This window comes from Stutzerimonas sp. 21-1 (assembly GCF_056336065.1).
In genome coordinates this window covers 225,441-245,136 of record NZ_CM150500.1, presented here as the reverse complement: position 1 = coordinate 245,136, position 19,696 = coordinate 225,441, and the positions used below count along the sequence as shown (strand labels likewise).

The 19,696-nt window shown below is 67.7% G+C and carries 19 protein-coding genes; 9 read left to right on the top strand and 10 right to left on the bottom strand.

Going from position 1 to position 19,696, the window contains the following annotated elements; all coding sequences use genetic code 11:
• Positions 1-5: 5 nt before the first annotated feature.
• Both AC0ZJQ_RS01130 and AC0ZJQ_RS01125 read right to left on the bottom strand, forming a co-directional pair.
• Positions 6-1,775 carry an acyl-CoA dehydrogenase C-terminal domain-containing protein gene (locus AC0ZJQ_RS01130; RefSeq protein ID WP_008567580.1) on the bottom strand — a complete coding sequence of 590 codons (1,770 nt, stop codon included), beginning with the start codon at positions 1,773-1,775 and terminating at the stop codon, positions 6-8.
• The gene (locus AC0ZJQ_RS01125) at positions 1,747-2,373 is read right to left on the bottom strand and encodes a TetR/AcrR family transcriptional regulator (protein WP_102829139.1); all 627 of its coding nucleotides are present in this window, start codon (positions 2,371-2,373) and stop codon (positions 1,747-1,749) included. The genes AC0ZJQ_RS01130 and AC0ZJQ_RS01125 overlap by 29 nt, the downstream gene beginning before the upstream one ends.
• Positions 2,374-2,541: 168 nt before the next feature.
• Here AC0ZJQ_RS01125 and AC0ZJQ_RS01120 point away from each other — a divergent pair, with 168 nt between their 5' ends.
• Positions 2,542-3,561 (top strand): helix-turn-helix domain-containing protein, encoded by a 1,020-nt coding sequence (locus AC0ZJQ_RS01120; RefSeq protein ID WP_008568567.1) that lies wholly within the window; start codon positions 2,542-2,544, stop codon positions 3,559-3,561.
• 102 nt (positions 3,562-3,663) lie between these two features.
• Positions 3,664-5,601 (top strand): DNA topoisomerase III, encoded by a 1,938-nt coding sequence (locus AC0ZJQ_RS01115; protein WP_177313807.1) that lies wholly within the window; start codon positions 3,664-3,666, stop codon positions 5,599-5,601.
• Between the two features lie 9 nt (positions 5,602-5,610).
• Here AC0ZJQ_RS01115 and AC0ZJQ_RS01110 read toward each other — a convergent pair whose 3' ends face one another.
• Positions 5,611-5,967 carry a diacylglycerol kinase gene (locus AC0ZJQ_RS01110; protein ID WP_213662376.1) on the bottom strand — a complete coding sequence of 119 codons (357 nt, stop codon included), beginning with the start codon at positions 5,965-5,967 and terminating at the stop codon, positions 5,611-5,613.
• A 222-nt stretch (positions 5,968-6,189) separates the two neighbouring features.
• On the opposite strand from AC0ZJQ_RS01110, the gene AC0ZJQ_RS01105 reads away from it, so the two are divergent.
• From AC0ZJQ_RS01105 to AC0ZJQ_RS01095, 3 genes are read left to right on the top strand one after another with little or no spacing between them, the layout of a single operon-like run.
• Entirely contained in the window at positions 6,190-6,456 is a 267-nt protein-coding gene (locus AC0ZJQ_RS01105) for a PepSY domain-containing protein (RefSeq protein ID WP_008568573.1), read from the top strand.
• A 1-nt stretch (position 6,457) separates the two neighbouring features.
• Positions 6,458-6,985: a cytochrome b/b6 domain-containing protein gene (locus AC0ZJQ_RS01100; protein ID WP_008568574.1), complete on the top strand. Its 528-nt coding sequence runs from the start codon at positions 6,458-6,460 to the stop codon at positions 6,983-6,985.
• A 29-nt stretch (positions 6,986-7,014) separates the two neighbouring features.
• Positions 7,015-8,022: a zinc-dependent alcohol dehydrogenase family protein gene (locus AC0ZJQ_RS01095; RefSeq protein ID WP_008568575.1), complete on the top strand. Its 1,008-nt coding sequence runs from the start codon at positions 7,015-7,017 to the stop codon at positions 8,020-8,022.
• Between the two features lie 156 nt (positions 8,023-8,178).
• On the opposite strand, the gene AC0ZJQ_RS01090 is transcribed toward AC0ZJQ_RS01095, so the two are convergent.
• The 5 genes from AC0ZJQ_RS01090 to purE all read right to left on the bottom strand — a co-directional run bounded on the left by AC0ZJQ_RS01090 (position 8,179) and on the right by purE (position 11,405).
• Positions 8,179-8,856 carry a uracil-DNA glycosylase family protein gene (locus AC0ZJQ_RS01090; RefSeq protein ID WP_476477224.1) on the bottom strand — a complete coding sequence of 226 codons (678 nt, stop codon included), beginning with the start codon at positions 8,854-8,856 and terminating at the stop codon, positions 8,179-8,181.
• Positions 8,857-9,387 (bottom strand): DUF3299 domain-containing protein, encoded by a 531-nt coding sequence (locus AC0ZJQ_RS01085; protein ID WP_476477223.1) that lies wholly within the window; start codon positions 9,385-9,387, stop codon positions 8,857-8,859.
• Between the two features lie 49 nt (positions 9,388-9,436).
• Positions 9,437-9,688 carry a GlsB/YeaQ/YmgE family stress response membrane protein gene (locus AC0ZJQ_RS01080; RefSeq protein WP_102829148.1) on the bottom strand — a complete coding sequence of 84 codons (252 nt, stop codon included), beginning with the start codon at positions 9,686-9,688 and terminating at the stop codon, positions 9,437-9,439.
• A gap of 82 nt (positions 9,689-9,770) precedes the next feature.
• Positions 9,771-10,856 carry a 5-(carboxyamino)imidazole ribonucleotide synthase gene (locus tag AC0ZJQ_RS01075; protein WP_476477222.1) on the bottom strand — a complete coding sequence of 362 codons (1,086 nt, stop codon included), beginning with the start codon at positions 10,854-10,856 and terminating at the stop codon, positions 9,771-9,773.
• A 60-nt stretch (positions 10,857-10,916) separates the two neighbouring features.
• Positions 10,917-11,405, bottom strand: coding sequence for a 5-(carboxyamino)imidazole ribonucleotide mutase (purE, locus tag AC0ZJQ_RS01070; RefSeq protein ID WP_102829150.1), 489 nt, complete (start codon positions 11,403-11,405; stop codon positions 10,917-10,919).
• A 253-nt stretch (positions 11,406-11,658) separates the two neighbouring features.
• On the opposite strand from purE, the gene AC0ZJQ_RS01065 reads away from it, so the two are divergent.
• Entirely contained in the window at positions 11,659-13,044 is a 1,386-nt protein-coding gene (locus AC0ZJQ_RS01065) for a hypothetical protein (RefSeq protein WP_476477221.1), read from the top strand.
• Positions 13,045-13,073: 29 nt separating this feature from the next.
• On the opposite strand, the gene AC0ZJQ_RS01060 is transcribed toward AC0ZJQ_RS01065, so the two are convergent.
• Positions 13,074-13,997: a LysR substrate-binding domain-containing protein gene (locus AC0ZJQ_RS01060; RefSeq protein ID WP_476477220.1), complete on the bottom strand. Its 924-nt coding sequence runs from the start codon at positions 13,995-13,997 to the stop codon at positions 13,074-13,076.
• A 179-nt stretch (positions 13,998-14,176) separates the two neighbouring features.
• On the opposite strand from AC0ZJQ_RS01060, the gene AC0ZJQ_RS01055 reads away from it, so the two are divergent.
• Both AC0ZJQ_RS01055 and AC0ZJQ_RS01050 read left to right on the top strand, forming a co-directional pair.
• The gene (locus tag AC0ZJQ_RS01055) at positions 14,177-15,601 is read left to right on the top strand and encodes an aspartate ammonia-lyase (protein WP_476477219.1); all 1,425 of its coding nucleotides are present in this window, start codon (positions 14,177-14,179) and stop codon (positions 15,599-15,601) included.
• A gap of 90 nt (positions 15,602-15,691) precedes the next feature.
• Positions 15,692-16,951, top strand: coding sequence for a dicarboxylate/amino acid:cation symporter (locus tag AC0ZJQ_RS01050; RefSeq protein WP_237263714.1), 1,260 nt, complete (start codon positions 15,692-15,694; stop codon positions 16,949-16,951).
• 153 nt (positions 16,952-17,104) lie between these two features.
• Here AC0ZJQ_RS01050 and AC0ZJQ_RS01045 read toward each other — a convergent pair whose 3' ends face one another.
• Positions 17,105-17,926, bottom strand: a complete 822-nt coding sequence (locus AC0ZJQ_RS01045) for a helix-turn-helix domain-containing protein (RefSeq protein ID WP_008568586.1) — start codon at positions 17,924-17,926, stop codon at positions 17,105-17,107.
• Between the two features lie 150 nt (positions 17,927-18,076).
• Between AC0ZJQ_RS01045 and AC0ZJQ_RS01040 the strand changes: the two genes are divergently transcribed.
• Positions 18,077-19,510: an alanine/glycine:cation symporter family protein gene (locus tag AC0ZJQ_RS01040; RefSeq protein WP_237263712.1), complete on the top strand. Its 1,434-nt coding sequence runs from the start codon at positions 18,077-18,079 to the stop codon at positions 19,508-19,510.
• Positions 19,511-19,696 lie beyond the last annotated feature (186 nt).

The following is a 19,696-nucleotide window of genomic DNA, read 5'->3' as shown; positions in this document are numbered from 1 at the left end:
GTTGCTCAGAACAGCTCGGCTTCCAGGCTGTAGAGCGAGGTGCTGCCGGCGCGGATGCTGCCTTCCAGCCCCAGCGTGCGCGGCAGCAGGCGCTCGAAATAGAACGCCGCGCTGCCCAGCTTGGCGCGGTAGAACGCGTCGTCGGCTGCGCCGCGGGCAGCGCTGGCCGCCATGCGCGCCCACATGTAGGCATAGGCGGTGTAGCCGAACAGCTGCAGGTATTCCACCGACGCCGCGCCGACGGCGTTGGCATCGCCGCGGGCCTGTTCCTGCAGCCAGGCGCTGACGCGCTCCAGACGCTCGACCGCCTCGTGCAGCGCGGCGTTGAACGGTGTGTCATGGGTCGTGGCGAAGGCACGGATTTCATCGGTGAACAGCCGCAGCGATGCACCGCCGTTGGCGACCACCTTGCGTCCGAGCAGGTCGAGCGCCTGGATGCCGTTGGTGCCTTCGTAGATCTGCGCGATGCGCACGTCACGCACCAGCTGCTCCTGTCCCCATTCGCGGATGTAGCCGTGGCCGCCGAACACCTGCTGGCCAAGGACGCAGCTCTCGAACCCGGCATCGGTGAAGAACGCCTTGGCCACCGGGGTCAGCAGCGCCACCAGCGCCTCGGCCCGTTCCTTCTGCGCCGGGTCGTCAGCGTACTTGGCCAGGTCCAGCTGCTGGCCGACGTAACAGGCGAAGGCGCGCCCGCCCTCGGTCATGGTCTTCATGGTCAGCAGCATGCGCCGCACATCGGCGTGGACGATGATCGGGTCGGCGCTTCGCTCGGGCGCGACCGGCCCCGTGGCCGCACGGCTCTGCAGGCGTTCGCGGGCGTAATCGCGCGCCGCTTGGTAGGAAGCCTCGGCGCAGCCGATGCCCTGGATGCCGATGGACAGCCGCTCGTAGTTCATCATGGTGAACATCGCCGCCAGGCCCTTGTTCAGCTCGCCGACCAGATAGCCGCAGGCACCGTCGAAGTTCATCACGCAGGTGGCCGAAGCCTTGATGCCCATCTTGTGCTCGATGGAGCCGCAGGACACCGCGTTCGCCGCCCCGAGGCTGCCGTCCTCGCCGACCAGCACCTTCGGTACGAGGAACAGCGAGATGCCCTTCGGCCCCGCCGGGGCGTCGGGCAGCTTGGCCAGCACCAGATGGATGATGTTCTCGGTCAGGTCCTGCTCGCCGCCGGTGATGAATATCTTGGTGCCGCTGATGCGGTAGCTGCCGTCGGCCTGCGGCTCGGCACGGGTGCGGATGATGCCCAGGTCGGTGCCGGCGTGCGGCTCGGTCAGGCACATGGAGCCGGCCCAGCGGCCCTCGTACAGCGGCGGCAGGTAGCGCTGCCTGAGGGCTTCGCTGGCATGCGCGTCGATGGCCAGGCAGGCGCCGGAACTCAGCGCCGAATACAGCGCGAAGCTCGAATTGGCCGCGTAGAGCATTTCCTCGAAGGCCACCGCGAGCATCTTCGGCATGCCCATGCCGCCGTATTCGGGATTACCGGCCAGGCCCACCCAGCCGCCTTCGGCGTAGGTGGCATAGGCCTCGCGAAAGCCCGCCGGGGTGCGCACCCGGCCTTCGAGCCACTGCGCGCCCTCCTCGTCGCCGCTGCGGTTCAGCGGTGCCAGCAGCTCGCCGGTGACCTTGGCCGCCTCATCGAGTATGGCGTTGGCGGTCTCGGCATCGATCCGCTCGGCCAGCGCCGGCAGGCGCGCCCACAGCGCAGGCGCATCGAAGACTTCGTGGAGGATGAAGCGGGCGTCACGCAGATCGGCCTTGTAACTGGGCATGGTGAATTACCTCGGTCGGCAGGATGGGTTCTGGGGAGGGCAGCTGGCGCAGGCCGGGAAGGCTGCCGAGCAGCAGCGCATCGACCAGCCGGGTCTGCTGCTCGGCCGTGAGGCCATGCGCGGCCAGCCAGAGCGGCAGGTGTTCGATGAGTTCGAGCAGCACGCGACCTGCCGTCGGCGCCTCGCCGCCCTGCAGCCAGGTAGCGAGCTGCTCGACGATGCGTCGGCGCAGGCTGTCGATGCGTCGCCGGTGGCCATCGCGCAGGCAGTGCCGCTCGCGCGTGGCCAGCAGGAAGCGCGACGGACAGTGTCGATACAGCTCGACCAGCGCCCGGCTCAGCCGCTGCACGCGCGGGCGCACGGCCGGTTCGCCGCGCACACCGCGCTCGGCGAGCAGCAGCAGATGCTCGTAATGCTCCTCCAGCGCGTCGAACAGCAGCTCCTCCTTGCCGGCCACATGCGTGTACAGGGTCGCGGTGGAAATGCCCATGTGGCTGGCCAGCCGGCGCAGGCTGACCTGACCGAAGCCCTCGTCGGCGAACAGCTGCAGCGCACGCTCGCGGCTGATTTCAAAGGTTGCGGCGGATCGGGCGTGCATGGCAGCCTCCACGGAGATGGTCGGGCCTGCACGCAGGCGACGGTGTGAGCCAGTCTAGGCAGGCGCCGAGTGCACTTGCTATGCCCAAAACCGTCGTTGCAGCGGCATAGATTCGGCCACCCGACGCCACCGCGGGCGCACGCCCGACCCCAGCAAACGGATAACGCCATGCGTGAACAGGATTCGGTGGCGGCCTACCTCGTCCAGGCCGCGCTTCATCGTCTGCGCGACAACCCGGCGCGCCTGCAGCAGGTGCTCGCCGCCGCGGGCATCGACGCCGCCGCGCTGACCGCGCCGCACGCCCAGGTGCCGGCCGTCGCGGTCAGCCGCTTCTGGCTGGCGATGAGCGCCGAGCTGGGCGACGAATTCTTCGGCTTCGACTCCCATGGCCTGCCCAACGGCAGCTTCGCCCTGATCTGTCGCGGGCTGATCCAGGAAACCAGCCTGGGCAAGGCGCTGCCGCGCTGCCTGCAGTACCTCGGCCTGTTCATCCACGACATCCGCGCGACGCTGGAGGTGCGCAATGGCCAGGCCGTCGTCAGGCTGAGCAGCGAGCTGGCCGACCCAACGCTCAAGGGCCCGGCCGAGGAAATCTTCCTCAGCATCGTGCTGGGCGTGATGTGCTGGCTGGTGGGCCGGCGCATTCCACTCAATCGCAGCCAATTCAGCACCCCCGCGCCGGCCGGCGAGACCACGCCGTGGCACTGGGGGCCGCTGGTGGAATATGACGGCGCGCAGACCGAGGTGGCCTTCGAGGCCAGCTACCTGCGCTTGCCGGTGATCCAGGATGGCGCCTCGCTGCGCGCCTTCCTGCGCAGCTGTCCGCAATGGCTGGTGGTGCGTTTTCGCAACGACAGCGGCCTCGCCTCGCAGATCTTCCGCGCGCTGCGCAGCCAGCCCAGCGATCAGTGGCCGACGCTCGCCGCCATCGCCCGCGCGCGCGGGCTTGGCGAGCAGGTGCTGCGGCGGCAACTGGCCAAGGAAGGTTTCACCTATCAGGAGATCAAGCACGAGGTGCGCCGCGCCCTGGTGTTCAACCTGCTGCGCGACCGCCAGCTGAGCATCAGCGAAATCGCCGTGCGCGCCGGCTTCCAGGAGCCCAGCGCGTTTCATCGACTGTTCCGCCGCTGGACCGGCCAGAGTCCGGGGCAATTTCGCAGCCAGCTGCACCCGCCGCCGCGGAGTTGAGCGACACGGCACGAATAAACTGTATGCATATACAGATTTTCGGTTGCCGGCGCCGCGCTTTCTGCCCATGCTTGGCGCTCGTTGCAGCCATCGATGACCAGCATGCGGCTCTTTCTCTGCGAAAAACCCTCCCAGGCCAAAGACATCGCCAAGGTGCTCGGCGCCAACCGGCGCGGCGACGGCTGCTGGCAGGGTGCCGGCGTGAGCGTGACCTGGTGCATCGGCCACCTGCTGGAGACCGCGCCGCCGGATGCCTATGACGCCCGCTACAAGCGCTGGAACCTGGCCGACCTGCCGATCGTGCCGCAGCAGTGGAAGATGCAGGTCAAGCCGAAGACCGCCAGCCAGTTCAAGGCGGTCAAGCGCCTGCTCGGCGAGTGCGCGGAGCTGGTGATCGCCACCGACGCCGACCGCGAGGGCGAGATGATCGCCCGCGAGCTGGTCGAGCACTGCCGCTATCGCGGGCCGATCCAGCGGTTGTGGCTGTCGGCGCTGGACGAGGCGTCGATCCGCAAGGCACTCGGCGCGCTCAAACCGGGCGGCGAGACCTTCAACCTCTACCAGGCCGCGCTGGGCCGCTCGCGCGCCGACTGGCTGATCGGCATGAACATGAGCCGGCTGTTCACCCTGCTCGGCCGCCAGTCCGGCTACCAGGGCGTGCTCCCGGTAGGTCGCGTGCAGACGCCGACGCTGCGCCTGGTGGTCGACCGCGACCGCAGCATCGCCGACTTCGTGCCGGTGCCGTTCTGGGCCATCGACGTGCAGCTGCTGGCTGATGGCACGCCGTTCACCGCGCAGTGGCGCGCCCCGGAAGATGCCTGCGACGAGCAGGGCCGCTGCCTCAACCCCGAGCTGGCGCGCGACGCCGCCGAGGCCATGCGCCGCGCCGGCAGCGCGCGGCTCGTCGAGCTGAACACCGAACGGATGCGCGAGGCGGCGCCGCTGCCGTTCGATCTCGGCACATTGCAGGAGGTCTGCTCGAAGAAGCTCGGCCTCGGCGCCCAGGAAACCCTCGACATCGCCCAGGCGCTGTACGAAACGCACAAACTCATCACCTACCCGCGCAGCGACTGCGGCTACCTGCCGCTCAGCCAGCACGCCGAAGCCCCGGCGATCCTCGCCGCACTGGGTACTGCCGATCCGGCGCTGGCTGCCCTGGCGCCGCACCTCGACGCCCGGCGCCGTTCGCGGGCCTGGAACGACGCCAAGGTGAGCGCGCACCACGGCATCATCCCCACCGTCGCCGCGCAGGCCTCGGCGCGCCTGAGCGGCAAGCCGCGCGCCGTCTACGGGCTGATCCGCGCGCGCTATCTGGCGCAGTTTCTGCCCCACCACGAGTACGACCGCACCCAGGCCGACTTCACCTGCGCCGGCCAGACGCTGCGCGCGGTGGGCAAGTGCATCGTCGAGCCGGGCTGGCGTCGCGCGCTGCCCGAGGCACTGACGCCGGCCAAAGGCCGCGAAGCGCACGAGCCGCAGGCACTGCCGGCACTCGCCGCGAACCAGGACTACGCCGTGGCCGAGGTGAAGCTCAAGGACCAGCACACCCAGCCGCCCAAGCCATTCACCGAGGGCGAACTGATCAAGGCGATGAAGAACGTCGCCAAGCTGGTCAACGACCCGCGCCTGAAGCAGAAGCTCAAGGACACCACCGGCATCGGCACCGAGGCGACGCGCGCCGGGATCATCCAGGGCCTGCTCGAACGCGGCTACCTGAGCAAGCAGGGCAAGGCGCTGGCCGCGACCCCGGCGGCGTTCGGCCTGATCGACGCGGTGCCGCGGCCGATCGCTGACCCCGGCACCACGGCGATCTGGGAGCAGGCGCTGGATATGGTGCAGAACGGCGAGATGCCGCTGGAGGAATTCGTCGTCAAGCAGTCAGCGTGGATGAGCAAGCTGGTCGAACGCTGCGCCGGATTACGCCTCACCATCAGCGGGCCACCTGCGCGCGGCGGCACGCCCTGGAAGAACAAGCGCAAGGCCGCCGCAAACAAAGGCACCACCGGCAGGCGCCGCAAGGCCGCGGCCGACCCGCGTTGAGAGGCCACCTCAGCCGCCGAGCAGGCTGAACAGAAACGCCGCGCCGACGCCGAGCGCCACCAGGCTAGCGATCAGCACCGCCGCGGCGGCGATGTCCTTGGCCACGCCGATCTCCGGGTGCTGCTGCGGATGCAGGTAATCCATCAGGGTTTCCAGCGCGCTGTTGAGCAACTCGGCGATCACCACCAGACCCACCGTCAGCGTCAGCGCCGCCCACCAGATGGCCGCCGGGCGCGTCAGCAGCAACACCAGCAGCACCAGCGTCGCGGCGAGCAGGTGCGTGCGCACGCTGCGCTCGCGGCGCCAGGCCTGCGCCAGCCCGTGGCGGGCGAACCGCAGGCGGCGGTAGAACGGTTGTCCTTTCATGACAGCTCCTTGACTGGCGGGCCTCCCATGCTCCCAGCAGATCGGCGGCAATTCCAGCGGCACGCGCGGCGCCGGTGACGGCTGCGGAACATGCCGGCGCCGCCGCGCTCTGAATGCTGACGGTACCGCGCGCCTGCGCCGGACACCGCCATGCGCCGCGGCCTGCGCCATTCGACGGCCTCGCCGGGGCATGTGCCGATTCTTTCGCAAGAGGACACTCCCATGCGCAAGCTGCTTCTGCTTTCTCTCGCCCTCGCCAGCCCGCTGGCCCTGGCCGAACCCGAGTGCACCAGCGCCGACAAGGCGCAGTGGCAGGATCAGGAAAAATTCCAGGCCGACCTCAAGGCCCAGGGCTACGAGATCAAGAAGTTCAAGGTCACCGACGGCAACTGCTACGAGATCTACGGCTGGAACAAGGACAAGCAGAAGGTCGAGATCTATTTCGATCCGGTGAGCGGCGAGACGGTCAAGACCGATATCGACGACTGACATGAAACCCGACCGCGTCACGCTCTGGGACCCGCTGGTACGCCTGTTCCACTGGTCGCTGGCCGGCGCCTTCATCGCCAACTACTTCTTCACCGAGGAAGGCGAGGCGTGGCACCGCTGGCTGGGCTACTACGCCGTGGCCTGGCTGGCGATCCGCCTGGTGTGGGGGTTCGTCGGCACGCCGGCGGCGCGCTGGGCCGACTTCTGGCCCAGCCGTGCTCGCCTGGCCGAACATCTGGGCGCGCTGCTGCACGGCCGGCCCTACCATCGCCTCGGGCATTCGCCGATCGGCGCGCTGGTGATGATCCTGATGATGCTGCTGATGCTCGGTCTGGGCGTCACCGGATTTCTCATGGAGGAAGTCGACTACTTCTGGGGGCTGGACGGCCCCCTGATCGTGCACGATGCTTTCGCCAACGCGCTGCTCGGACTGGTCGGCCTGCACCTGCTGGCCGCGCTGGTGGAAAGCCTGCGGCTGCGCGAAAACCTGTTTCTCTCGATGGTGACCGGACGCCGACGCCGGCTGTGAAGGTCACCATCCGTAATTCTGGAGCGACCATGAGCAAAGCGATCTACGTTCAACCCGGCGGCGGCTACGACAAGGTCATCGTCGGCAGCTGCCCGGCGCGCGAACCAGCGGCCGGCGAAATCACCGTGCGTCTGCGCGCCAACTCGCTCAACTACCACGATTTCGCGGTGGTCAGCGGCATGTGGGGCCCGACCGAGCCGCGCATCCCGATGGCCGACGGCGCCGGTGAGGTGATCGCGGTGGGTACCGGAGTCAGCGAGTTCGCTGTCGGCGATCAGGTGGTCAGCACCTTCTTCCCCGACTGGCTGGACGGCGAGCCGCTGGTGGAAGGCTTCGCCACGGTGCCGGGCGACGGCATCGACGGCTACGCGCGCGAGACGGTGACCGCCCGCGCCACTTCGTTCACCCGCGCGCCGAAGGGCTGGAGCCATGCCGAGGCGGCGACCCTGACCACCGCCGGACTGACCGCCTGGCGCGCGCTGATGGTCGACGGCGCGCTCAAGCCCGGCGAGACGGTGCTGGTGCAGGGCACCGGCGGCGTGTCGATCTTCGCCCTGCAGTTCGCCAAGCTGGCCGGCGCCACGGTGATCGCCACCTCTTCCAGCGACGACAAGCTCGAACGCCTGCGCGGCCTCGGTGCCGATCAGCTGATCAACTACCGCAGCACCCCGGAGTGGGGCCAGCGCGTGCTCGAACTCACCGATGGCCGTGGCGTCGATCATGTGATCGAGGTCGGCGGGCCGTCGACGCTGGTGCAGTCGATGACCGCCACCCGCATCGGCGGGCACATTGCGGTGATCGGCATCCTCACCGGGGTGGCCGGCGAACTGCCGCTGGTCACCGCGCTGGTGCGCCAGCTGCGCCTGCAGGGCGTGCTGGTCGGCAGCCGCACCCAGCAGCAGGAGATGATCCGCGCCATCGACGCCAACGGCCTGCGCCCGGTGATCGACCGGCATTTCCCGCTGGAGCAGATCTGCGACGCCTTCCGCTATCAGGAGAGCAACCGCCACTTCGGCAAGATCTGCCTGGATATCTGAGCCTCAGGCCACTGGCGGCGCGCCGACGGGCACCTCTAAAAACGTAGCCGAGGCAGCCAGCGCAAGGCGAAAACAGGCGAAAAAGCGCAGTTTACGAGTTGTAAATGAGCATTTTGAGCCTGTTTTCAACACAGCGATGGCAACGCAGGTAGTTTTTTAGAGGTGCCCAATTGCGAGCGCCGCCAGGCGTGCCTGCAGCAGCGCGGGAAAGCGCTTGAACCAGAGCTGATTGAGCGGCGAAGGATGCGGCAGCGGATGCAGGACGAACTCCCGCAGCGCGCCGTGTTCGTCGTGCAGCTGCACGTCGATGCTCGCGCTGAAGCGGTCGTCGCGCCGCCAGAACGCCTCCAGCCGCGCGCGCACCGCGCGCGGCTGGTCGATGCCGAACCAGAGAAACGCCTCGCGACCGAAGGTGACGATGTGCCGGCCGTGCCATTCGCTCAGCAGCAGCTCGCGCAGCAACGGCTGGAAGCGCCGCTTCACTGCCATCGACCAGGCGCGGTTGCCCTGCGGCTTGTACGGCACCGTGCCGAGCCAGAAGAACCCCCGCCCCACCGCCAGCGCCGCGTCGAAGTCCGCCGGCTCCGTGCCGTACAGCTGGCGATGCAGCGCACGGCGCACGCTCTGCCCGCTGGCACCAACGAACGGCGCGCCGTGGCGCACCTCCTCACGGCCCGGATCGCGACCGAAGAAGCAGATCGGCGCGGCCGCCTCGCCGAGGCCGAGGATCGGCTCCAGCGGGTCCTTGCCAAACTGGCGGTAGACCTCGACGTCGATGCCCGCGGTGTCGGCCGCGAGCTGGCGAAACGCCTCGCGGCGTCGTGCGTCGAGCACTCAGAAGTCCGCTTCGTCGACTGGCTCCACCGCATCGGCCGGAATGACGTAGGCGGCGTCGGCGAGTTCGTTGCTCACCGTCTCGATCTTCAGCGGGCCGTCGACCCACAGCGGCGTGTAGATGTCGTCGAGCTGAATGCCACGCGGGTAGCGCACCAGCACGATCTGATTCGGTGGTGGCGGCGGCACGTGGATGCAGGCGCCCGGATAGGGCACCAGGAAGAACAGCGTGCTGCGGCCCTGCTCGTCGCTTTCCAGCGGCACCGGGTAGCCACCGAGGCGCACCGGTTTGCCGTCGAGGGCCGGCACTGTCTTGGCCGAATACATCACCGCCGGCAGTCCGGCACCCTGCTTGAGCGCGCCCTGGGCACTGAAGCCCGGGTCCTCGTTGCCGCCGTGGTCGATTTCCGGCATGTCTTCCAGCGCCTGGCGATCCTCGGGCGGCATCAGTTCCAGCCAGTCGAGTTCCGGCGGGGCGGCGTGGGCGAGCAGGGAACAGCAGAGCAACAGCGGCAGCAGCAATCGGGGCATGGCGGGCGGTTCGGTGGCGGGATGGGCCGCCGCGGCGGCCCGCGGCGGATCAGTGGTTGCGGCGGGTCAGCGCGCCGTAGATGACCAGCAGGATGATCGCACCGACCACCGCGCCGATAAAGCCCGCGCCCTCGCCGGCTTGGTACAGGCCCAGCGCCTGGCCGCCGTAGCTGGCCAGCAGCGAGCCGCCGATACCGAGCAGGATGGTCATGATCCAGCCCATGCTGTCGTTGCCCGGCTTGAGGAAGCGCGCGACGAGGCCGACGATCAGGCCGATGAGGATGGTGCCGATGATGCCCATGTGGTTCTCCCGGGTCCGTAGGTGGTAACCGATGGACCCGGGCGGCGGCGGTTGCGTTCGCCGCCGCCGGACGACCGGAGCGTCAGGCGTGGCTGATCAGCGTCTCGACGGCGGTGATCTGCCGGTCCAGCGTGGCGCGATCGGGGCAGCGCAGCGTGGCGTGACCGACCTTGCGGCCTGCCTTGAACGCCTTGCCGTAGTGGTGCAGGTGGCAATCCTCGACGGCGATGACCTTGGCCACCTCCGGCACTTCGCCGATGAAGTTGAGCATGGCGCTCTCGCCCAGCTTGGCAGTCGAACCCAGCGGCAGGCCGGCAACGGCGCGCAGGTGGTTCTCGAACTGGCTGCACTCGGCGCCCTCGATAGTCCAGTGCCCGGAGTTGTGCACGCGCGGGGCGATCTCGTTGGCCTTCAGCCCGCCGTCCACCTCGAAGAACTCGAAGGCCAGCACGCCGACGTAGTCCAGGCGCTTGAGCACGCGGCCGACATAGTCCTCGGCCAGCGCCTGCAGCGGATGGTTGCTGCTGGCCACCGACAACCGCAGGATGCCGCTCTCGTGGGTGTTGTGCACCAGCGGATAGAAGCAGGTTTCGCCGTCACGGCCGCGCACGGCGATCAGCGAGACTTCGCCGGTGAACGGCACGAAGCCTTCGAGGATGCACGGCACGCTGCCCAGTTCGGCGAATGCGCCGGCGACGTCGGCGGGCTTGCGCAGCAGCTTCTGACCCTTGCCGTCATAACCCAGGGTGCGCGTCTTGAGCACCGCCGGCAGGCCGATGGTGGCCACCGCGGCGTCGAGATCGGCCTGCGACTGGATGTCGGCGAATTCCGGAGTGGGAATGCCGAGGTCCTTGAACATGGATTTCTCGAACCAGCGGTCGCGGGCGATGCGCAGCGACTCGGCGCTCGGGTAGACCGGCACGAACTGCGAAAGGAACGCCACGGTCTCGGCCGGCACGCTCTCGAACTCGAACGTCACCAGATCGACCTCGTCGGCCAGCCGGCGCAGGTGCTCCTTGTCGTCGTAGTCGGCGCGGATGTGCTCGCCGAGCGCCTGGGCGCAGGCGTCCGGCGCCGGGTCGAGGAAGGCGAAGCTCATGCCCAGCGGAGTGCCCGCCAGCGCCAGCATGCGGCCCAGCTGGCCGCCACCGATCACACCAATTTTCATAACTCACGGCCCTTCGTTAGGCGGCCATCCGCGCGCGCCGATGGCAAGTGTAGAACCCGCTCAGCCACGCGGGTCGGGGTTGTCCAGCACGCTCTGGGTCTGCTCGTCGCGGAATTTCTTCAGCGCGGCGTGATATTCCGGGTACTCGTGGCCGAGGATGCTCGCCGACAGCAGCGCCGCGTTGATCGCCCCGGCCTTGCCGATGGCGAGGGTGGCGACCGGCACGCCCGCCGGCATCTGCACGATCGACAGCAGCGAATCGACACCCGAGAGCATCGACGACTGCACCGGCACGCCGAGCACCGGCAGGTGCGTCTTGGCCGCGCACATGCCCGGCAGATGCGCCGCGCCGCCGGCACCGGCGATGATCACGCGCAGCCCGCGGGCTTCGGCCTGTTCGGCATACTGGAAGAGCAGATCCGGGGTGCGATGGGCGGAAACCACCGTCACTTCATGGGGAATGCCCAGCTTTTCCAGCATCTCGGCGGTGTGGCTGAGGGTGGACCAATCGGACTTCGAGCCCATGATCACGCCTACCAGTGCGGTCATCGTCGTGCCTCTTTCTCGCGCCTGCCGGCGCATCAGGAACAACGGCCGCGCTGGGGGCAGCGCGGCCGTTAGGAAAAAGGGCCGGAACCAGTCCGACCGAGGGCCGCGCAGTATATCGCAAGCCCCGCCGCACCGGCACCCGCGCTTGTCCGCCCGGCGCAGGCCGCGCGGGTTTGGCCGGCCGCCGGTTCTCGCAGCGCCGGCAGGTGCCTCAGGCTTGCTATGCTCGCCGCGTACTGTGAGCGGAGGTGCCGTGTTCTCGTTGAAGCGCCAGGGCGATTTTCGCCTGCAACTGACCCGAACCCTGACCCAGCCGGGCCGGCATCTGGTCGAGCTGTACCTGTTCACGCCCCACGAGACCACCCTGTCCGGCCGCACCCTGAGCGAGGAGCAGTTCTTCCACGGCGCGCTGATGCACCGTTTCCGCCTGCTCGGTCTGCCGGTCCAGGACCGCGCCGGCAAGCTGGACACCGCCTTCTCGCTGCTCTCGCCGCACTACGAGATCATGCACGGCGCCTGGTTCTTCCGTTATCAGGCGTCGCTGGACCGCCTGCGCCAGCAACTGCAGGGCAAGGCATCCGCCGAGCCGCTGGCGCGCGCGTTGCGCCTGAGCCAGAACTTCGCCCAGCGCCTGCGCAAGGGCGAGCCGCAGCAGAGCAAGCAATCGCGCTATTTTCGCCAGCTGGACGTCTACTTTTCCTGGCTGGCCGAGCAGTTCCTGCTGGAAAGCATGACGCTGGAAGGCTACGACGCACTGGACGACGAGCTGAAACAGGCGACGCTGCAGTTCATCCAGCAGGAACGCCGCTATCGCGCCGAGCGTGACTATCTGGGCGACTTCAAGGGTCCGCCGACCCGCGTGTGGAACCGTATGGGCCTCTACCAGCGGCTGCTGGAGTACCCGGTGGTGCTGCGCCAGCAGCTGATCGAGCTGGGCGCCGGCACCCGCAAGCTGGTGAAGGCGGCGTCCACCATGCTGATCATGTCGCTGTTCACCTACTTCCTGTTCAACGTGCGCGACGCCAGCCAGAAGCTCTCCTTCGCCCTGCTGATGGGCATCGCGCTGATCTACGCGATTCGCGACCTGCTGCGCGACGACCTGATCGACACCGCCACCCGCTGGCTGCGCAAGGGCAAGCCGCGCTGGAAGCTGCGCCTGCTGATGCCCTATACGCAGAAGGTGATGGCCCAGCAGTTGCTCTGGCTCGACTACCGCAAGCTGGGCGAGCTTCAGCGTGCGGTGCGCGAACATTCCGGCAAGTGGGCCACCAACGAGGAGCGGCAGATCGTCTGCTACCGTTCGCGGCTGCTGCTGGACAAGGCGGCGCTGACCCAGAACCAGATCCAGGAGCGCCTGACCCTGGATTTCGAGCCGCTCTGCGCGTTGATCCAGGCCAGCCACCAGCAGCTCTACGAATGGCAGGAGGAAGACGGCCAGCCGCCGGTCGTCCAGGCGCATGCCATCGAAAAGCAGCACGACTACAACCTGCTGCTGGTCTGCCGGCAACCCGGCGAGCCAGGCGAGATCGCCCAGCGCTGGACCCTGCGCCTGAGCGCCGGCGGCATCGTGCGCTGCGAGAACAAGGCGATACCCTGGCCGGAAGTCGCGTCGCGCTCACGCTGGTGGCGCCGGGGCTGAAGGCACGGTTGCCACCGGACCTTCAACGATCAGTCAGCGCCTGCACCGTCCCCGCGTCCCGCACCGCTCTCCAGCTTGCGCCAGAGCAGCCGCACCGGCGCCTTGCGCACCAGCGCGCAGCGGTACAGGCGAATTTCCAGCGGCACGCGCCAATGCTCGCCGCCGCAGATCACCAGTTCGCCGCGCGCCAGTTCGGCAGTCACGCTCAGCCGCGGCACCCAGGCCAGGCCGAGCTTCTGCATCGCCATGCTCTTCAGGCTGTCGGCCATGGCCGTCTCGTACACCGTGGTCGAACGCAGCCCGCGCTGGCGCAGCAGAGCATTCACCGAACGGCCCAGCGAGGCGCCGGCACTGTATGCCAGCAGCGGCACGCTCTGCCCGCTGTCCGGATCGAACAGCGGCGCGCCGGCCTCATCCACCGCACACACCGGGACGATCTCGGTGCGCCCCAGCGCCAGCGAGGGGAACAGCTCCGGGTCCATCTGCAGGGTCGCTTCCGGATCGTGGTAGGCGAGGATCAGGTCGCAGGCGCCCTCGCGCAGCGAATGCACCGCCTCACCGACGTTGGTCGCCACCAGCCGGCTGTTGACCGGCACGCCGTCACGCCGCAGCTGCGCCAGCCACGCCGGGAAAAAGCCCAGCGCTAGCGAATGCGCGGCGGCAATGCGCAGCACCTCGCCGCGCTGCCCCTCGAGATTGTGCAGGTAGCGCACCACCTCGCCGACCTGCTCGACCAGGTTGCGCGCGGTGATCAGGAACAGCTGGCCGGCCTCGGTCAGCTCCACCGGCGTGCGCGAGCGGTTCACCAAGGTCAGCCCGAGCGTGCTCTCCAGGCTGCGGATACGCCGGCTGAACGCCGGCTGGGTAACGAAACGCCGCTCGGCAGCCTGCGAGAAGCTGCGGGTGGCCGCCAGCGCGACCAGATCCTCCAGCCATTTGGTTTCGATGTTCATGCCATCTCCGAAGCGCCGTCTGCTGACAGGATAACGCTCGCCAGCGAGCGAACGTCACAGCCGCATTATGCCGATCCGGCATGGGACAGCGGATAACGGCATTGGCCGACGAACGGCCGCAGACCTTATGGTAGCTGGCATCGCGGTCACAGCCGCTTTCCTACCGGATGAGAACTCTCATGTCCTGCGCTGCATCCTTTCGCCTCGAAAAAGACCTGCTCGGCCCACTGGAAGTACCCGCCGATGCCTACTACGGCATCCAGACCCTGCGCGCGGTGAACAACTTCCGCCTGTCCGGCGTGCCGCTGTCGCACTACCCCAAGCTGGTGGTCGCGCTGGCGATGGTCAAGCAGGCCGCCGCCGACGCCAACCGCGAGCTGGGCCAGCTGAACGAGGCCAAGCACCAGGCGATCAGCCAGGCCTGCGCGCGACTGATCCGCGGCGAGTTCCACGAACAGTTCGTGGTCGACATGATCCAGGGCGGCGCCGGCACCTCGACCAACATGAACGCCAACGAGGTGATCGCCAACCTCGCGCTGGAATACATGGGCCACGCCAAGGGCGAATACCGCTACCTGCACCCGAACAACGACGTGAACATGGCGCAGTCGACCAACGACGCCTACCCGACAGCCATCCGCCTGGGCCTGCTGCTCGGCCATGACACCCTGCTGGCCAGCCTCGACAGCCTGATCCAGGCCTTCGCCGGCAAGGGCGAGGAATTCGCCCACGTGCTGAAGATGGGCCGCACCCAGCTGCAGGACGCAGTGCCGATGACCCTCGGCCAGGAATTCCACGCCTTCGCCACCACCCTCGGCGAAGACCTCGGCCACCTGCGCCGCATCGCCCCGCAATTGCTGGTCGAGGTAAACCTCGGCGGCACCGCGATCGGCACCGGCATCAACGCCGACCCGCGTTATCAGGCCATCGCCGTGCAGCGCCTGGCCGAGATCAGCGGCCAGCCGCTGCAGCCGGCCGCCGACCTGATCGAGGCCACCTCGGACATGGGCGCCTTCGTGCTGTTCTCCGGACTGCTCAAGCGCACCGCGGTCAAGCTGTCGAAGATCTGCAACGACCTGCGCCTGCTCTCCAGCGGCCCGCGCACCGGCATCAACGAGATCAACCTGCCGCCGCGCCAGCCGGGCAGCTCGATCATGCCGGGCAAGGTCAACCCGGTGATTCCCGAGGCAGTCAATCAGGTCGCCTTCGAGGTCATCGGCAACGACCTGGCGCTGACCATGGCTGCCGAGGCCGGGCAGCTGCAGCTCAACGTCATGGAGCCGCTGATCGCCTACAAGCTGTTCGATTCGATCCGCCTGCTGCAGCGGGCCATCGACATGCTGCGCGAGCACTGCATTGTCGGCATCACCGCCAACGAAGGGCGCTGCCGCGAGCTGATGGAAAACTCCATCGGCCTGATCACCGCGCTCAACCCCTACATCGGCTACGAAAACGCCACGCGCATCGCCGGCCAGGCCCTGCTCGGCGGCCGCGGCGTGCTGGAGCTGGTGCGCGAGGAGCAGCTGCTCGACGACGCCACGCTGGCCGACATCCTGCGCCCGGAAAACATGATCGCACCGCGGCTGGTGCCGCTCGCGGTGTGATCGCCCCCTGCGCCCGGCAACCCTGCCGGGCGTTTGCTTTACGGGCCGCCAGCCCGGCTCGTTCGCATAATAAAAACAACAGGAAGACCCATGACTCAGAGTACGACCCTCTCCGCCCCCCTGCGCCTGCTCGTTCGCCTGCCGCTCTGGCAGCAGATTCTCATCGGCCTGGCGCTCGGCGTTGCCACCGGTCTGGCCTTTGGTGCAGACGCGCAATTGCTGGCACCGATCGGCACGCTGTTTCTCAACGCGATCAAGATGCTCATCGTGCCGCTGGTATTCGTCTCGCTGGTGGCCGGCATCACCTCGATGCAGGACAGCGCCAAGCTCGGCCGCATCAGCTTCAAGACCATCGTCATCTACCTGGTGACCACCGCGTTCGCGGTCAGCATCGGCATGCTGTTCGGCGCGCTGTTCAGTCCCGGCGAGGGCATGAACATGGTCGCCAGTGGCAGTGAGCAGGCCAAGCAGGCGCCCTCGCTGGTGTCGATCCTGGTCGGTCTGGTGCCGGCCAACCCGGTGGCCGCCTTCGCCGAAGGCAACATCCTGCAGATCATCGTCTTCGCCATCGCTCTGGGCGTGAGCATCAACCTGATCGGTGAACGCGGCGCGCCGGTGGTGCGCCTGTTCGATGCGCTGGCCGAAACCTTCTACAAACTCACCGACCTGGTGATGCGCGCGGCGCCGCTCGGCGTGTTCGCCCTGACCGCCGGCGTGGTCGGCAGCCATGGCGCCGAAGTGCTGCTGCCGCTGGCCGGAGTGATCGGCGTGATCTACCTGGCCAGCATCGCCCATGTGCTGCTGGTCTACGGCGGACTGCTCGGCGGACTGGCGCGCCTCAACCCGCTGCGTTTCTTCCAGGGCATCGCCCCGGCGCTGGCGGTGGCCTTCAGCACCTCGAGCAGCTCCGGCACGCTGCCGGTTTCCATCGAATGTGCGCGCAAGAACCTCGGCGTGTCCGAGGGCGTTGCCGGCTTCGTGCTACCGGTGGGCGCGACCATCAATATGGACGGCACGGCGATCTATCAGGGCGTGCTGGCGCTGTTCATCGCCCAGGCGTTCGGCATCGACCTCAGCGCCGGGCAGTACGCGATGATCATCCTTACCGCAACGCTGGCCTCCATCGGCACCGCCGGCATCCCCGGCGCCGGGCTGATCATGCTCGGCCTGGTGCTCACTGCCGCTGGCCTGCCGCTGGAAGGCGTCGCGCTGATCGCCGGCATCGACCGCATCCTCGACATGGCGCGCACCACGGTGAATGTCGCCGGCGACCTGATGACCACCACGCTGGTCGGCCGCAGCGAGCAGGAACTCGACCGCGCGATCTACGACAGCAGAAACAAGGAGTAAGCGCCGCCCTGCGACCTGTCGCTAGTTCGGCAGGTCCCAGGCACGCCGCAGTCGCTGCAGCGCGGCGACGATCTCCGCTTCCGGAAACGCTGCGAAACCCAGCACCAGTCCGCCCGCTCTTTGCATCGTCACGGTCCCCCGACGATCCAACCGCTACTCGATCTCAAACAATCCATCACGAATCTGCGCGCCGGCCAGGCGCTGGCGAATGTCGTCGTCGATGCGCGGATCGTCGGGGGCGTAGAGCATCACCTGGCGGTAGGCGTTGACGCGGTTGATCTCGCTGCCGAGGTAATCCCACACCACGCGGGTGCAGGCCGGGGTGCGGCGGTCGCCGCTGGAGACGCCGGTCTTCAGGCCGTTGAGGCGGCCGATGCGGCTCTTGAAGCTGGGGATGAGGATGGTCTGGCTCATCTCGTTGTCGGTCAGCGACTCGTAGTCGATGAGAAACAGCCGGTCCTGCAGGTAGAACGCCGCGCCCAGGTAGCGGCAGCGCACCACCCACTCCTCAGACGTCTGCCCGGCGCGTGAGCGCTCCTGACGTTCCTGACGCTCGAAGACGAAGCTGCCGCGATCCTCGCGCAGGTGCACCAGCGACAGCAGGATCTGCCCCGGCACCGACATGCAGTTGGCGTACTCGAAGTAGTAGCCGCAATAGCGCGACAGCAGGCTGCTGGCGTTGTCGCGCAGCGGCTGGAACAGCTCCAGCAGCGGATCGCCGACGCCGCTGCGCTCCTGGTCGTGGCGGCGCAGGCCGATCAGCTGGGCGAACTGCTCGCCAGGCAGGCCCAGTTCGTAGGCCTCGACGCCGAAGAAATCGCAGATGCGCTTGAGGTTGTGCGCGGTCGGTCGACTCTGACCACCGAGGTAGCGGTTGAACTGCGCGCGGTTGATGCCGAGCTTGCGGCAAACCTCGGCGATCGAGCGGTAGTGGCTGCAGAGCAGTTTGAGGTTGTCACCCAGGTGTTCGTACATGGCGGCGGCTCTGATGCGGGTGACGCGAGTCTAGCATCAACTCGCATCAGGTTGCCGCGACCTGCGCAATTGCGCGGCCAGGGCACGCGGCCGAATCATTTCCGCCCTGCACGTTGTCTACTCGCAAAACAACAAGAGAGACCTTCCCCCATGCTCGATATTCTCAACGACCTTATCTGGAGCAAGCTGCTGATCGTCATGCTGATCGGCCTGGGCTTGTACTTCACGATTGCCTCGCGTTTCGTCCAGTTTCGCTATTTCGGCAGCATGTTCCGCATCTTCGGCGAGGCGTTCACCCGCCAGCCGGGCCAGCTCAGTTCGTTCCAGGCGCTGATGCTCTCGGTCGCCGGCCGCGTCGGTGCCGGCAATATCGCCGGGGTTTCGGTGGCGATCATGCTCGGCGGGCCGGGCGCGGTGTTCTGGATGTGGATGGTGGCGCTGGTCGGCATGGCCACCAGCTATTTCGAGTGCTCGCTGGCGCAGCTGTACAAGCGCCGTGAACCGGACGGCGGCTATCGCGGCGGCCCGGCGTTCTACATCGAGCACGGCCTCGGCCAGCGCTGGCTGGGCATCCTGGTGTCGCTGCTGCTGCTGGTCACCTTCGGCTTCGGCTTCAACGCGGTGCAGTCCTACACCGTGGCCAGCTCGCTGCACGACACCTTCGGCGTGCCGACGCTGGTCAGCGGTATCGCGCTGATGGTGGTGATGGGCCTGATCATCTTCGGCGGCATCCGCCGCATCGCCAGCTTCGCCGACGTGATGGTGCCGATCATGGCCGGGTCCTACATCGCGATGGCGATCTACGTGATCGGCAGCAACGCCGGGGCGATTCCCGAAACCTTCAGTCTGATCGTGCGCAGCGCATTCGGCCTGGAACCGGCGTTCGCCGGCGGCATCGGCGCGGCGATCATCATGGGCGTCAAGCGCGGCCTGTTCTCCAACGAGGCCGGCCTGGGCAGCGCGCCGAACGTGGCGGCGGTGGCCGAGGTCAAGCATCCGGCGGCGCAGGGCATCGTGCAGTCGCTCAGCGTGTTCATCGACACCATCGTGATCTGCAGCTGCACCGCGCTGATCATCCTGCTGTCGGGCGTCTACCAGCCGGGCATGGAACAGGCCGGTGTGGTGCTGACGCAAACCGCCGTGGCCGCGGTGGTCGGCGAGTGGGGTCGGGTGTTCGTCAGCCTCGCGCTGCTGCTGTTCGTGTTCACCACGCTGATCTACAACTACTACCTCGGCGAGAACGCGCTGGGCTTCTTCACCGCCAAGCGCTGGCCGGTGCAGCTGTACCGCCTGCTGGTGGTGGCGCTGGTGCTGTGGGGCTCGATCCAGGACCTGGGCACGGTGTTCGCCTTCGCCGACCTCACCATGGGCCTGCTGGCGATCTGCAACCTGGTCGCCCTGGCGCTGCTGTTCAAGGTCGGCCTGCGCCTGATGCGCGACTACGACAGCCAGCTCAAGGCCGGTGTAGAGTCGCCGGTGCTCGACCCACGCGACTACGCCGATCTGGATCTCGATCCTGCCGTCTGGCCGGCCAAGACCGGCGAAGAGGCCCGTATCATCGGCAGCGCCGCCGTCCAGCACTGAGCACCCGCTCGCGTCGGGGCACCTCTAAAAACGTAGGCGAGGCAGCCAGCGCAAGGCGAAAACAGGCGAAAAAGCGCAGTTTACGAATGGTAAACGAGCATTTGATTCGCTTCGCTCACCCCTTCGGGGCCGCGCTAAAGCGCGTTCAGCCTTACGGCTGTGAGCCTGTTTTCAACACAGCGATGG

Coding starts and splice junctions, on each gene's coding strand:
- AC0ZJQ_RS01130 (WP_008567580.1), bottom strand. CDS start 1,775: ATGCCCAGTTACAAGGCCGATCTGCGTGACGCCCGCTTCATCCTCCAC.
- AC0ZJQ_RS01125 (WP_102829139.1), bottom strand. CDS start 2,373: ATGCACGCCCGATCCGCCGCAACCTTTGAAATCAGCCGCGAGCGTGCG.
- AC0ZJQ_RS01120 (WP_008568567.1), top strand. CDS start 2,542: ATGCGTGAACAGGATTCGGTGGCGGCCTACCTCGTCCAGGCCGCGCTT.
- AC0ZJQ_RS01115 (WP_177313807.1), top strand. CDS start 3,664: ATGCGGCTCTTTCTCTGCGAAAAACCCTCCCAGGCCAAAGACATCGCC.
- AC0ZJQ_RS01110 (WP_213662376.1), bottom strand. CDS start 5,967: ATGAAAGGACAACCGTTCTACCGCCGCCTGCGGTTCGCCCGCCACGGG.
- AC0ZJQ_RS01105 (WP_008568573.1), top strand. CDS start 6,190: ATGCGCAAGCTGCTTCTGCTTTCTCTCGCCCTCGCCAGCCCGCTGGCC.
- AC0ZJQ_RS01100 (WP_008568574.1), top strand. CDS start 6,458: ATGAAACCCGACCGCGTCACGCTCTGGGACCCGCTGGTACGCCTGTTC.
- AC0ZJQ_RS01095 (WP_008568575.1), top strand. CDS start 7,015: ATGAGCAAAGCGATCTACGTTCAACCCGGCGGCGGCTACGACAAGGTC.
- AC0ZJQ_RS01085 (WP_476477223.1), bottom strand. CDS start 9,387: ATGCCCCGATTGCTGCTGCCGCTGTTGCTCTGCTGTTCCCTGCTCGCC.
- AC0ZJQ_RS01080 (WP_102829148.1), bottom strand. CDS start 9,688: ATGGGCATCATCGGCACCATCCTCATCGGCCTGATCGTCGGCCTCGTC.
- AC0ZJQ_RS01075 (WP_476477222.1), bottom strand. CDS start 10,856: ATGAAAATTGGTGTGATCGGTGGCGGCCAGCTGGGCCGCATGCTGGCG.
- purE (WP_102829150.1), bottom strand. CDS start 11,405: ATGACCGCACTGGTAGGCGTGATCATGGGCTCGAAGTCCGATTGGTCC.
- AC0ZJQ_RS01060 (WP_476477220.1), bottom strand. CDS start 13,997: ATGAACATCGAAACCAAATGGCTGGAGGATCTGGTCGCGCTGGCGGCC.
- AC0ZJQ_RS01055 (WP_476477219.1), top strand. CDS start 14,177: ATGTCCTGCGCTGCATCCTTTCGCCTCGAAAAAGACCTGCTCGGCCCA.
- AC0ZJQ_RS01050 (WP_237263714.1), top strand. CDS start 15,692: ATGACTCAGAGTACGACCCTCTCCGCCCCCCTGCGCCTGCTCGTTCGC.
- AC0ZJQ_RS01045 (WP_008568586.1), bottom strand. CDS start 17,926: ATGTACGAACACCTGGGTGACAACCTCAAACTGCTCTGCAGCCACTAC.
- AC0ZJQ_RS01040 (WP_237263712.1), top strand. CDS start 18,077: ATGCTCGATATTCTCAACGACCTTATCTGGAGCAAGCTGCTGATCGTC.